The sequence below is a fragment of the Kitasatospora sp. NPDC092039 genome (assembly GCF_044756065.1).
GTDB lineage: Bacteria > Actinomycetota > Actinomycetes > Streptomycetales > Streptomycetaceae > Kitasatospora.
Genome location: NZ_JBIVSD010000001.1, coordinates 565952 through 578709, shown reverse-complemented (window position 1 = coordinate 578709; position 12758 = coordinate 565952). Strand labels below are relative to the sequence as shown.

At 75.0% G+C, this 12758-nt stretch carries 11 protein-coding genes; 2 read left to right on the top strand and 9 right to left on the bottom strand.

Annotation, left to right across the window (positions count from 1 at the left end):
* Positions 1-44 precede the first annotated feature (44 nt).
* Complete coding sequence (locus ACIQI7_RS02550) at positions 45-1286, bottom strand: DUF6777 domain-containing protein (RefSeq protein ID WP_401104139.1); 1242 nt, start codon at positions 1284-1286, stop codon at positions 45-47.
* A 530-nt stretch (positions 1287-1816) separates the two neighbouring features.
* Between ACIQI7_RS02550 and ACIQI7_RS02545 the strand changes: the two genes are divergently transcribed.
* The gene (locus ACIQI7_RS02545) at positions 1817-3172 is read left to right on the top strand and encodes a streptophobe family protein (protein WP_401104136.1); all 1356 of its coding nucleotides are present in this window, start codon (positions 1817-1819) and stop codon (positions 3170-3172) included.
* Positions 3173-3251: 79 nt separating this feature from the next.
* Here the strand turns inward: ACIQI7_RS02545 and ACIQI7_RS02540 are convergent, their stop codons facing one another.
* From ACIQI7_RS02540 to ACIQI7_RS02520, 5 genes are all read right to left on the bottom strand, one after another.
* Positions 3252-3665, bottom strand: coding sequence for a hypothetical protein (locus tag ACIQI7_RS02540; RefSeq protein ID WP_401104134.1), 414 nt, complete (start codon positions 3663-3665; stop codon positions 3252-3254).
* Between the two features lie 172 nt (positions 3666-3837).
* The gene (locus tag ACIQI7_RS02535; RefSeq protein WP_401104131.1) at positions 3838-4212 is read right to left on the bottom strand and encodes a DUF1304 domain-containing protein; all 375 of its coding nucleotides are present in this window, start codon (positions 4210-4212) and stop codon (positions 3838-3840) included.
* Complete coding sequence (locus ACIQI7_RS02530) at positions 4209-5207, bottom strand: serine/threonine-protein kinase (protein WP_401104557.1); 999 nt, start codon at positions 5205-5207, stop codon at positions 4209-4211. Before ACIQI7_RS02530 ends, ACIQI7_RS02535 begins: the two co-directional genes overlap by 4 nt.
* Positions 5208-5293: 86 nt before the next feature.
* Positions 5294-5854, bottom strand: a complete 561-nt coding sequence (locus ACIQI7_RS02525) for a hypothetical protein (protein WP_401104129.1) — start codon at positions 5852-5854, stop codon at positions 5294-5296.
* 7 nt (positions 5855-5861) lie between these two features.
* Positions 5862-8288, bottom strand: a complete 2427-nt coding sequence (locus ACIQI7_RS02520) for an FHA domain-containing protein (protein ID WP_401104128.1) — start codon at positions 8286-8288, stop codon at positions 5862-5864.
* A gap of 158 nt (positions 8289-8446) precedes the next feature.
* Here ACIQI7_RS02520 and ACIQI7_RS02515 point away from each other — a divergent pair, with 158 nt between their 5' ends.
* Positions 8447-9796, top strand: coding sequence for an acyltransferase (locus ACIQI7_RS02515; RefSeq protein WP_401104126.1), 1350 nt, complete (start codon positions 8447-8449; stop codon positions 9794-9796).
* A 68-nt stretch (positions 9797-9864) separates the two neighbouring features.
* Here ACIQI7_RS02515 and ACIQI7_RS02510 read toward each other — a convergent pair whose 3' ends face one another.
* The 3 genes from ACIQI7_RS02510 to ACIQI7_RS02500 all read right to left on the bottom strand — a co-directional run bounded on the left by ACIQI7_RS02510 (position 9865) and on the right by ACIQI7_RS02500 (position 12696).
* Positions 9865-10650, bottom strand: a complete 786-nt coding sequence (locus ACIQI7_RS02510; RefSeq protein ID WP_387753421.1) for a DUF3050 domain-containing protein — start codon at positions 10648-10650, stop codon at positions 9865-9867.
* 61 nt (positions 10651-10711) lie between these two features.
* The gene (locus ACIQI7_RS02505; RefSeq protein ID WP_401104123.1) at positions 10712-11680 is read right to left on the bottom strand and encodes an alpha-ketoacid dehydrogenase subunit beta; all 969 of its coding nucleotides are present in this window, start codon (positions 11678-11680) and stop codon (positions 10712-10714) included.
* Positions 11677-12696 carry a thiamine pyrophosphate-dependent dehydrogenase E1 component subunit alpha gene (locus ACIQI7_RS02500; RefSeq protein WP_401104555.1) on the bottom strand — a complete coding sequence of 340 codons (1020 nt, stop codon included), beginning with the start codon at positions 12694-12696 and terminating at the stop codon, positions 11677-11679. Before ACIQI7_RS02500 ends, ACIQI7_RS02505 begins: the two co-directional genes overlap by 4 nt.
* Positions 12697-12758 lie beyond the last annotated feature (62 nt).

The following is a 12758-nucleotide window of genomic DNA, read 5'->3' as shown; positions in this document are numbered from 1 at the left end:
GCGTCGGGTCGGCTCTTCGAGGTGGGTCGGCTCTCCGCGTGGGGTCAGCTCTGGGTGGCGGCCGGCGTGGTCGGGCAGGGCGGCAGGGTGGACGGCGCGGTGGTCGCGCAGGTCGCGGTCGGGGTGTTCGGGCCGGTCGCGGTGGTCGTCGTACCTGTGGTCGTCGTGCCCGCGCTGGTCGTGCCGGTGCCGGTACCGGTCGCCGTCGGGGCGCCCGAGGTGGTGCCGGTCGGTGACCGGGTGGCCGTCGAGGTGCCGGTCGAGGAGGAGGGCGTGCCCGTCGTGGCGGTCGACCCGGACGGCTGGCCCGAACTGGTCGAGGAGGTGGCCCCGGAGCTGGTCGCGCCCGAGGAACTCGGTCCGGACGAGGTGGCCCCGGAGCTGGTCGCGCCCGAAGAGCTCGGTCCGGACGAGGTGGCCCCGGAGGTGGTGGCGCCGGAGGCCGTCGCCGAACCCGAGGGGGTGGACGGCTTCCAGGGGCCGGGCGCCGGGATGCCGGGCACCAGCGGCCCCTTCGGCGGCTCGACGTGCCGGTCCACGATCTCGATCCGCCCGGTCAGCCGGGCGAACCACCCGCCGGTCTCGATGTTCACCAGGATGATCTCGGTCACCGGCCGGGGGGCGGGCACGACCACGACCAGCGTGGTCGGCTGGAAGCCCGTCCAGGGCTTGCCGGTGTACTTGGCGTTGCTCACCAGCTTCGGCGGCTTCAGCGGGTTGCCGCAGGAGCAGCGCACCCGGGGCACGCCCTGGGAGTCCACCAGGACGGCGGTTCCGGCCTGGAGCGCGGACTGGTACTCGACCACCGCGCCGCTCTTGTAGCTGTGGTTGGTCACCCGGGTGTCCACCCGCAGGTAGGCGGAGGTCAGCGAGCGCAGATAGCCGGGGATGTCGGCCTGCGCGATGCCGGCCGCCGAGGCCCAGGCACGCCCGGCGTCCCCGGTCGAGACCATCCCGATAAGGCGCTCGGTGTCGCAACTCGGCTTGTTCATCGTCCCGCCGTACAGCCCGGCGGAGCCGCCCTCGACGCTGTGGAGCGCCGCCGGCGAAGTGCTCTTGGGCGAGGTGCCGCCCGGCTGCTGCGCCGTCGGGGTGACGGGGGCGGGCGCGGGTGCGCTCACCCCCTGGGTCTCCACCGACGGGGTGAAGGGGGCCGGCCCGGGGTCGGCCGGGGTCTGCAGGGCGACCTCGTTCGCGGTCGGCACGCTCGTGTCGTGGCCGCCCTTGTTGTTGGTGGTGATCAGCACGGTGGCCACCACGGCCGCCGCCACCGCGCCCGCGGCCACGGCCAGCCCCTTCCGGGACCGCCACCACGGGGTGTGCGAGCCGCGCCCGGAGCCGCCGGCCGACGACCCGCCGGGCCCGCCCGCACGCCCGCCGCCGCCCGACCCGGAGGCGCCGGAGCCCCCGAACGGACCTGAGGGCGGCGGGGGCGTGGACGTCGGTCCGGACGCACCCCCGCCGGACGGTGGACCGGCCAGCGGCCCGGAGGGGGGACCGGACGGTGGACCGTGCGGGGGCTCGCCGGCCGCGCCGGACGGAGGCGGTTGGGACGTCATCGATGCTCCGTTTCGCAGGTGGCCGGCCGAACGGCCGACCCGGGAAGCTCCTGCCACTGGCTTCCCTTTGTCCCCCGCCGACCCCTTCGCCGCAACAGCAGGTGCTCGGGGCGTCGCCGAGCGTGGCCACCGAACGTCGGCCACCCTGGAAACCCCACCGGAAGCCGGTCGGCAGCCGAACGGGAGTCCTCCGGCGGCCGTTCGAGCCCGGGCCCCGGGCCGGACCCGGGGCACCCCGCGAGCGACGAGGAGGCGGCATGCAGCAGCCCACCACCCGGGCCGCAGGCCCGCCCGGCGCCGTGCGCGGCTGGCTGGACGCGCTCGCCGTCGTGCTGGCCGGGCTGGTCGCGATGGCGGCGGTGGCCGCGCTCGGCCTCTGGCTGGCCGGCGCCGACGACCTCCCGGACGGCGGCTTCCCCGCCGTACTGGCCGCGACGCTCGCGCTCGCCGTCGGTGGTGACATCCAACTCGACGGCGCGGCAGGGAACTTCGCGTCCGTCGAGGCCGGGATCAGCGCGATGCCGCTGAGCGTCTCGGTGGTCGGCGCGGTCGTGACGGCCGAGGTGTTCCTGCGTCAGCTGCGCTTCCGCGCGGTCGCGGGCGGCGGTGAACTGCTCGGGCGGATCGGCCGGACGGTGCTGCTCTGGCTGCTCGCCTTGGTGCTGCTCACCGTCGGCGCCCGGCACAGCTTCGTCGTCCCGCTCGGCGGCGACCTCGCGCAGTCGCTCAGCGGCGCGCTCGGGCTCACCCCGGAGGTCGGCTTCCACGCGGACGGCCCGACCACCGTCGGCATCGGGCTGGCCTGGCTGCTACTGGTGCTCGCGGTCACCTTCGCGGTGTCCCGGCGCGCCCCGCTGCCGCCTGCCCTGGTGCGCTACCAACTCGCCGTCCGACCGGCCGCGTTCGCGCTCTGGACGGTCCTGCTGGCGTACCTGGCGATCGGCGCGGTGGCCGGGGTGCTGACCGCGGTCGTGCACGGCAACGCCCGGCAGAACCTGGCCGTGGTCCTGCTCGCGCTGCCCGACCTGGTCTGGCTGGCCTTCGGCGTCGGACTCGGTGCCGAATGGCACGGCCGACTGGTCGGCGCGCTCGGCCTGCCCGTCCCCGAACCGCTCAGCGCGGTGCTGCGCGCGCCCGGGGGCGGCCAGGCGACCATCGACCTCGGCACCCTCGCGGAGCAGGACGCGCGCAGCTGGTGGCTGCTGCCGCTGGCCGCCGTGCTGCTGCTGGCGGCCGCCTTCCTGGCGGCCCGCCGCTCGCCGCGCACCGTCCGGCTCTGGCAGCACGCCGTCCGGTTCGGGCTCGCCACCGCCGTCACCGTGCTGCTGGTCGGCCTGTGGACCCGGGTGGACGCCGACTACGGGCTCTCCGTGCTCGGCGTCGGCCTGGGCCAGGGCGGCCTGGGCGACCTGCTGGGTGCCGTGCTCGGCGGCGACAACCCGCTGTCCGGGCTGGGCAGCGGCAGCCTCACCCTGCGCCCGGTGCTCTGGACGGCGGTGCCTCTCGCGGCGGGCTGGGGGCTGCTGACCGGCGCGCTCGGCGCCCTGCTCGCCACCCGGGTGCGGCACCGCGGCGAGGTGCCGGCGGGCGAGGCGTCGGCGGGCCCGGGGTGACGGGCCCGGGGTGACGGGCGCGAGCTGCCGAGCAGGGGGCGACCGGCGCGCGCGGGCTGACGGGCGGCGCGGCCCCGGCTCAGAACAGCCGGTGGCCCTGCACCCATCTGGTCTTGCGGCCGTCCGTCCGGATGAGCCGGAGCTTCCCGACGCCGTCGTGCATGCTCGCCCCGAACAGCAGCGACGGGCCGACGATCACGCCCGCGGCCGCCAGGCCGAAGAGCAGGCCGATGTTGTCGACCGCCTGGTCGTCGCCCTCCTCGACGGTTCGGCCGCCCAGCTGGATCAGCAGGGGGACGGTGGCCAGCAGCGAGAGCACCAGCAGCCAGCCCACCACCCGCTGGACCCGCTGCTTGACCCTCGCCCTGGTGGCGGTCTCCACCCGGACCGAGAAGGACCGCAGGCAGCGCGGGCAGATCAGGCCGATCTCCTGGTTGCCGCCGGTGGGCCGCGATGAGCCGCCCTCCGGCAGGTGCGCGACGTGCCAGTTCACCTTCGTCACGGTGGGCCCGTGTTCGACGCTCACTCGGCAACCGAGACCGACGACGTACCGGTCGGTGATCGGGATCTTGACCACTGCTGTCTGCCACCCCCAGCCTCCGCGACCTTCGTGGGGTAGGCGGAGTGTAGCCCCGCCGGACGGCGGTGAAACCGGTGATGCGGAGTCAGAAAACCTCGGCCAGAAGGATGATGGCCGCCGGGACGGCCTGACCGAGCGCCCCGCGCCACAGCCTCGGTTCCGAGACGAACAGGGTGGTCCCGCCCGCGACCATGAACGCGGCGATGTAGAGCACCATCGCCCGCCCCGCACCCGGGTGCCCGGTGTGCAGCAGGACCAGGCCGGTGACCAGGCCGAGCGCCAGGAACAGGTTGTAGAAGCCCACGTTGACGCGCCACAGCCGGACCTCCGGGGCGTCCGCCGTGCTGCCGGTCAGCAGGCGGCGCACCCGTGGATGCCCGTACAGGAAGCTCTCCAGCGGCCAGACGATCAGGTGGACCGCCGCGGCGACCACCGCGAAGACCTGACTCAGGGCGTTCACGGCGGACGGCTCCCTCCGGACGGGTACGGCGGCGGGTGGACGACCGCCGCGGCCCAGGCGGGCGGCCGTGGCACCGCCGGAGGGTCGGCGGCGAGCGCCGGGACCACCCGGGTGGGCGGCCCGTCCGCGCGCCACGGCTCCGGCGCGTCGGCGGTGCTCGCCGCGCGCAGCTCGGCGACGAACCCCAGGCAGCTCGGGTACCGCTCCCCGGGCCGCTTGGCCAGCGCCCGGGCCACCACCGCCTCGACGGCGGCCGGCAGCTCCGGCCGGTGCTCGCGCAGCCCGGGCGGCGGGTCGTTGAGGTGCGCCCAGAGCAGCGCGAGGTCGCTCTCCCGGCGGAACGGCGGGGCGCCCGCGAGCATCTCGAACACCACGCAGCCGAGGCCGTACTGGTCGCAGCGCCCGTCCAGCGGCTTGCCGGAGATCTGCTCGGGCGCCGCGTAGTCGAGCGTGCCGACGATCTGGCCGACGCTGGTCAGGCCGCTGAGCGACAGGGACTTCTTGGTCAGGCCGAAGTCCGCCAGGTACAGGTGCTCCGGGTGCTCGCTGTCCGTTCCGGCGGCGACCAGCACGTTGCCCGGCTTGACGTCCCGGTGCACCAGGTCGTGGCCGTGCGCGGCGTCCAGCGCCGAGGCGATCTGGAGCGCGAGCCGGACGGCCCGCCCGACCGGGAGCGGGCCGGAGCGGTTGATCAGGGCGCGCAGGTCGCCGCCCTCGACGTAGCGCATCGCGAGGAACAGGATGCCGTCCTGCTCGCCCGCCTCGAACACCGGGATGATGTGCGGGTGGTCGATCGCGGCGGCGGCCTCCGACTCGTGCATGAAGCGCTGCCGGAACACCTCGTTGCGGGCCAGCTCGGGGGCGAGCAGCTTGATCGCGACGGTCCGGCCGAGCCGCAGGTCCTTGGCCCGGTAGACCACGGCCATGCCGCCGCGCCCGATCTCCTGCTCCAGCCGGTAGCCGGCGACCTGCCGCCCGACCAGCCCGGCGGGCAGGACGGGGGCGTCCCGTCCGGCGGTGGACGGGTCGACGGCAGGCGTCCCGGCGGTGGGTGCCTCGTCGGACGGCCGCTCGGCGGAGGTCACGGCTCACCGGTCCGGGTGGGGGCGGACGGGCTGTGCACGGGCGACGGGCCGGGCCGCGGGGAGGCGGGCGCCACCGGGTGGTCGGTGGCCGCGTACGTCTGGAGCTGGAGCCCGTCGCCGTAGCACCAGCGGTCGTGCACCGGATCGAACAGCCAGACCGCCTCGCCGTCGACCACCAGGCCGATCCGCAGGCCGCGGGTGCGCTCCCGGAAGGCCTCCAGGTCGAGGGCGCCGGTGGCGAGGTCCTCCAGCAGGGCGCGGTAGCGGGCGAGTGCGCTCCCGGCCTCGGCGAGCGCCGGGCGCGGGTCGGCGGTCCGCGCGGGCGGGGCCCCGGCGGTGGGCGGCGTCTGCGGCAGGGCGACCAGCAGCCGGCCGTCCACCCAGGCGGTCCAGCCGTTGGAGCAGAGGATCCGGGCCCAGTCGCCCCGGCGGTCGAGCAGCCGCAGCGGCAGCAGCGGGTCGAGGCGGGTGGCGGGCCGGGCCGGGTCCGGGGCCTCCCAGGAGGCCAGCCCGTCCGGCGGGGCGACATGGGTGGGGCGGAAGGCGAACTCGTCCACGGGAGGGTCACCGCCGCATGATGCTGGGCTCGTGCCGCCGCAGCAGGGCCAGTACCACCAGGCCGTACAACAGCGACAGCGCGGGCAGCAGCACCATGCTCAGCAGCCAGCCGGAGCGCTGGTGGCGGAACATCGGGTCGGCGGTGATCGCGTTCGGGAAGATGCCGTGCAGCTCGACGGTGCGCGCCATCGCCGACAGGCCCCAGCGGGACGGGATCAGCCAGGCGAACTGCTCCAGCCCCGGGACGCCGTGCAGCTTGAGCATCAGACCGCTGAAGACGATCTGCACCACCGAGAGGAGCACCAGCAGCGGCATGGTGGCCTCCTCCTTGTCCACCAGCGCCGAGACCACCAGGCCGAGCATCATCGCCGAGAAGGCGAGCAGCGCGACCGCGATGATCAGCTCGGGCAGCTGCGGCATCACCACGCCGGTCGGCACCGCGAAGGACAGGTCCACCCCGGCCAGGCCGACCACGGTCAGGACGACGGCCTGGGCCACCGTGACCGTGCCCAGCACCACCACCTTGGAGACCAGGTAGGCCGATCTGGAGAGCCCGACCACCCGCTCCCGTTGGTAGATCGCGCGTTCCTTGACCAGTTCGCGCACCGAGTTGGCGGATCCGGTGAGCAGCCCGCCGATGCAGAGCGTGAGCAGGCAGTTCACGGCGTTCTCGGGGGAGAGCCGGGAGCCGGCCATCGCCCGGCACATCAGGCCGATCACGAAGGGCAGCACCACCATGATGGTGAGGAAGAGCCGGTCGGCTGCCAGCACCGCGGTGTACCGGCGCACCAGGGTGCCCAGTTGGGAGAACCAGCTCTGCGGCTTCTCCCGGCCGATCGCGGGCGCGACCGGTTCGGGCCGGGACGCGTACGGCTGCGGGGCCGGGTACGGCGCCGCCCCGTCCTCGGCCGCGACGTAGCGCGCGTACTGCGGGGACTGCCGGAACCGCTGCTGCCAGGCCGCGTGGTCCTCGTTCTCGAAGGCCTCGAAGGCCTCCGGCCACTCCTCGAAGCCGAAGAACTCCAGCGCCTCGCCGGGCGGCCCGTAGTACGCCGTCCGCCCGCCCGGGGCCAGCACCAGCAGCCGGTCGCAGACGTTCAGGCTGAGCACGCTGTGGGTCACCACGACCACCGTCCGGCCGTCGTCGGCCAGCCCGCGCAGCATCCGCATCACCGAGCGCTCCATGCCGGGGTCCAGGCCGGAGGTCGGCTCGTCGAGGAAGAGCAGGGACGGCTTGGTGAGCAGCTCCAGCGCGACGCTGACCCGCTTGCGCTGGCCGCCGGAGAGGCTGGCGATCACCTGGTCGGCCCGGGCGTCCAGGCCCAGCTCGTGGATCACCTCCAGGACCCGGGCCTCCCGCTCGTTCGGATCGGTGTCGCCCGGGAAGCGCAGCTCGGCGGCGTAGGACAGGGCGCGGCGGACGGTGAGCTGGGTGTGCAGGATGTCGTCCTGCGGCACCAGGCCGATCCGGCGGCGCAGCTCGGCGTAGTCGCGGTAGAGGTCGCGGCCGTCGTACAGCACCGTGCCCTCGTCGGCGGGGCGCAGCCCGGTGAGGGCGTTGAGCAGTGTGGACTTGCCCGCGCCGCTGGGGCCGGCCACCGCGAGCAGCGCCTTCTCGGCGAGCGGGAAGCCGACGTCGTCCAGCAGCACCCGCCGGTCGGGGCCGACCCGGACCACCAGGTTGCGGACGTCCAGGGAGATCTCGCCGGTGTCGGTGTACTCGACCAGCCGGCCGTCGGCCAGGCAGAGCGCGGAGTGGCCGATGCCGACGATGTCGGCCGGGCCGACCGGGGCCCGGCGGACCGGGCGGCCGTTGAGGTAGGTGCCGTTGTGGCTGTCCAGGTCGACGATCTCGTGGCCGCCGTCGGGCAGTTCGCGCAGCTCGGCGTGGTGCCGGGAGACCACCAGGTCGTCCAGGACCAGGTCGTTGTCGGGCGAGCGGCCGATCCGTACGGTGTGCCCGGGCAGCTGCAGGACGGCGCTCGGGCTGCGGAAGGTGCCGGAGAGCCGGGGGGCGACCAGGGACGGGCGCTCCCGCGCCGCGAGCACGGGATCCGCGGCGGCGTCGAGGACGGAGGCCGAGGGGGCGGGGCCGGGTGCGGGCGCCGGGTCGGCCGGGTCGGCGAAGGTCACGCAGGGGCCGGCGGCCGGATCGCCGAAGCGCAGCCGGGTGCCCGGACCGACGTCCTCGCTGCTGACCCGCAGCCCGTGGTCGTAGGTGCCGTTGGTGCTGCCGACGTCCTCCACCCGCCAGTGCCCGTCGGTGGCGCGCAGGATCGCGTGGTGCCAGGAGACCCGGGGGTCGTCCAGCACGATCTCGCTGGTCGGGTCGCGGCCGAGGCGGTAGGCCCGGGCCGGGTCGATCAGCTGCGAGTCGATGTCGGTGACCAGTACGAGGGGCGGCGCGGAGGGTGCGCCGGGGCGCTCTCCCATGCTCGGCATTCTATCGCCGCCGCTGCCGGCGCGGCGCTCCGAAGGCCGTACCGGAGTGCGGGATTGGACTGGACCACTGCCTCCGTACGCCACTATCGTTCGGCGTGCCCGCGGATCGCGCGGCGCCGGAGGTCGTCGACTGCTTCGGAACGGAACCCATGAGCATCTGGCCGCAGTTGCGACGGTCCCGGACCGTCCGGGCCCGCCGCGCCACCGACCGGGTACTGCGCTGCGGGCTGATGGACACCATGCTCGCCGACCTCGCCGTCTCGGTCGTGCTCTGCTTCGAGCACCCGCTGGACGACGAGCGGCTCGCCGCCGGCCTGGCCCGCGCGCTGGAACGGGTGCCGGTCTTCGCCGGACGGCTGCGCACCGTCGAGGGCGTCCTGGAGGCGGTCTGCGACGACGCCGGCGTGCCGTTCGAGGTCTACACCGTGGAGGGCACGCTCGCCGAGGCGATGGGGCGGGTGACGGCGCCCGGCTCCGGACTGGTCGCCCCGCTGGACGCCCCCGCCGCGCGCCACGGCGGCGTCCCGCTGCTCACCGTGCGGATGACCCGCACGGCCGACGGCGGGACGGTGCTCGGCTGCTCCTGGCACCATGCGGTCGGCGATCTGCACAGCTTCATGCTGCTGCTGCGGATCTGGTCCGCGGCGGTCGAGGGCGAGCCCCTGCCGGAGGCCGAACTCGTCGACGACCAGGACGAGTTGCTGAACGAAGTGCTCCCGACCGAGGACTGCGGGCGGCCCGGGTTCCGGGTGCCCTCGGCGGCGGAGGCGGAGCTGCTGGCCCATGAGGTGGCGGTCGGCCCGCGCGCCAACCGGATCGTCCAGATCGCCTTCACCGACGCCGAAGTGGCCAGGATGCGCGAGGAGTTCGGTGCCGCGGCCGGTCGGCCGCTCTCCGCCGGGGACGTGCTCTGCGCCCATCTCGTCGGCACTCTGCGGGAGTTGGACGGGGACGACGCCGAGCGGATGCTGACCGTGCCGGTCAACGCGCGCCGCTGGCTGGGCCTGTCGCCCGCACTGGTGGGCAACCTGCTGAGCGAGGTCCATCTGCCGCACCGCCCCGCGGACGGCCCGGCGGTACTGGCCGGCGCGCTGCGCACGGCGGTCGAGGAGTTCCCGGCCGCGCACCTCAACCTCCGTGCCAACCTGTGGTTCCTGGCCACCCTCGGCCGCTCACGGCTGCGCGACTGCGTGCCGCTGGGATTCGACCCGGGCGCGCGCCGGTTCAGCTTCTCCAACTGGAGCGGCTTCGGCGCCTATGCGGTGAGCTTCCAGGGGCGGCGCCCGGTGCTCTTCAGTCCGGCCGCCAACTACCCGGTTCCCTGGGTCAGTTGGACGGTCGAGGGGTTCCGGGGCGAGGGCCGGCTGGCCACCGTGGTGCTGCCGGCCCGGCTCGCCGCCCGGGTGCGCGGGGCGCAGGGCCGGGCGGCACTGCACCGCTTCCGGCGGGCCGAGGACCGGCCGCCCGCCTCGGAGGCCGTCCTGCCCAAGGTGATCTGAGCCGCTCCCGGCGGCCACGGACGCCGTGGTCGCGCGGCGGCCGCCGCGCGACCGTACCGTCGCGGGTGTCAGAAGGAACGCTCGATCGCGCTCCACAGCTGGAGCCGGGCGCGCAGTGCGCTGCGGACCGTCTCGGCGCAGGAGTCCCACTTGGCCTGGTCGTCGCCGCACAGGTCGATCAGCATCTGCATCGCCATCGGGGTGTGCTGCTCGCCGTCCACCTCGATGTGGCGGGCCAGGTAGTCCTTGAAGACGGTGAGCGAGCCCTCGGGGTCGTCGATCCGGACGACCTGGGTGAACATGTCCGGGATCAGGTCCTCACGGCCGAAGGCGAAGGCGGCGGCCCGGCCGTGCACCGGCGCGTTCTCCACGATCGACCAGGTGGTGGAGGTGAAGTCCAGGGCGGGCTGCGGCACTCCGGCGCGCTTCAGGGCATCCGGCACGGCGGTGCCTGAGCCCAGCAGGGCCAGGAAGTCCTCGATCGGGCGCGGGTCGGCCCCGGCCTGCCGCATGCCGTCCAGGTACAGCTCGAAGTGGCTGGTGTAGCCCTCGCCGAGCTCGTCGCTCTCCTCGACCAGCACGATCTCGTTGATCAGCCGGCGGCTGGCGGTCGGGCCGTTCGGGACCCACGGCACGTCGACGCAGGTGAGGTCGCGCTGGAGGCTCTTGAGCAGCGACATGAAGTCCCAGACGGCGAAGACGTGGCTGCCGAGGAAGGTGCGGACGCGCTCGATGCCGGTGAGTGCGCGGTACACCGAGTGCTCGACCACCTCGCGGCGCAGCGGGTCGACGGCCTGCTGGAGGCTGGTCAGCCCGGGGTGCGAGCGGTCCCAGTGGTAGCGGTTCGTGGACAATGCGACTCCTCGGTCGGGTCATGGGAACATGGGGGGCCTGCGGGGGCGTGAATCCGTGCGGTCAGCGGTGCTTCATCACGAGGTCCAGCGCGTGCCGCAGCTGCTCGCGGCCGGGCTGGACGGCGCGGTCGAGGGCGGGGGCGAACGGCAGTACGGCGCCGTCCGGGCGGGTGATCCGGCGGGGCGGGGCGGTCAGGCGCATCTCCTCGGCGGCGGTGGCCAGCACCTCGGCGCCGAAGCCGCAGCTGCGGTTGGAGTCGTCCAGGACGACCAGGCGTCCGGTGCGCTCCAGCGAGTCGGCGAGCGCCTGCCAATCGAAGGGGTACACCGTGCGCGGGTCGAGGACCTCCACCGAGAGGTCCGGCGCCAGCTCCTCGGCCACCGCGAGGGCGTCGTGCACCAGGTGCCCGAGGGCGACCACGGTGACGTCGGTGCCCGGCCGGTGGATCCGGGCCCGGCCGAGCGGGACGGGGGCGAGGTCCCAGGTGACGGTCTCGCGCACCGGCATCGCGGCGGCCGGTGCGAACACCACGACCGGGTCCGGGTCGCGGATCGCGGATCGCAGCAGCCCGTAGGCGTCGGTCGGGGTGGCGGGCACTACGGTCTTCACCCCGGCGTGCGCGAACAGGCTGTACGGGTGGTCGGAGTGCTGCCCGGCCCAGCCGTCCCGGGAGCCCGAGCCGGGCACCAGACAGGTCAGCGGGACGGCGGCCTGGCCGCCGGTCATCAGCGAGAACTTGTGGGCCTGGTTGACGAGTTGCTCGAAGACCAGGAACAGCAGGGACGGGATCTGGAACTCCAGCACCGGGCGCCGGCCGGCCAGCGCGGCGCCGACCGCCATCGAGGTGAAGGCCTGCTCGGACAGCGGGGTGTCGACGATCCGCTCCGGCCCGAAGCGGTCCAGCAGGCCGAGGGTCGGCCCGGCCAGGCCGGCGCCGATGTCCTCGCCGAAGACGCAGACCGCCGGATCGGCGGCGAGCTCGTCGGCCAGTGCCCGGTTGAGCGCCTTGGTGTACGAGAGCCTGGTCACGAGGTCACTCCCGCCCTGGGCCGCAGCCCGTCGGCGTACAGGTGGTCCAGCGCGCCGGTCGGGTCCGGGTGCGCCGAGGCGAGCGCGAACTCCTCGGCGGCGGCGAGCTGTTCGGCCACCGAACGGTCCAGGTCGGCGACCGTGGCCGGGTCGAGCGGCGCGGCGGCCCGGGGGAGCGGGTCGCGCTCGCGCCACGCCCCGACCTCCTCGGCGGAGCGGTAGCGCAGCTTCATCCGGCGCTCCATGGTGTGGTGGCCCTCGTAGCGGTAGGTGCGGCAGTTGAGGAAGCCGGGGCCGCGGCCGCTCCGGGCCCGCTCGACGGCGCGCAGTGCGGCGGCGCGGACGGCTTCGGTGTCCATGCCGTCGACCTCCTCGGCGGGGATGCCGAAGGCGGCGGCCCGGCCGGTGGCGCTGCCCGCGACGGCGGTGGCGGCGGGCAGGGTGGTGGCGTAGCCGTTGTCCTCGCAGACGAACAGCACCGGCAGCCGCCACATCGCGGCGAGGTTGAGCGACTCCAGCAGGACGCCCTGGTTGAGCGCTCCGTCGCCGAAGAAGGCCACCGCGACCGCGGTCCGGCCGACCGGCGCGGGGTCGGCGCCGGAACCGTCGGCGGCCACCCGGTCGGGCGCCGCCCGTTCGAGTGGTGGGGCGGCCGAGGCGGCCCGGGCCGCCCAGGCGGCGCCGACCGCGATCGGCGCGCCGGCGCCGACCATGCCGTTGGCGCCCAGGATGCCCAGTGAGAAGTCGGCGGCGTGCATGGAACCGCCACGGCCGCCGTTCGACCCACCGACCCGTCCCAGGAGCTCGGCGAGCAGCCGGTGCGGCGCGGTGCCCCGGGCGAGCACGTGGCCGTGGCCGCGGTGGGTGCTGGTGAGCCGGTCGCCCGGGCCGAGCGCCGAGCAGACGCCGACCGCGACGGCCTCCTGCCCGATGTACGGGTGGATGCCGCCGGGGACCGCCCCGGACTTCACCAGGCCGAGCGCCAGCTCCTCGAAGCCCCGGATCAGCCGCAGCATCCGGTAGCGCTCGGCCGGGGTGTCCAGCGGGGCGGGACCAGGGCAGCCGGGCGGGGGCGCGT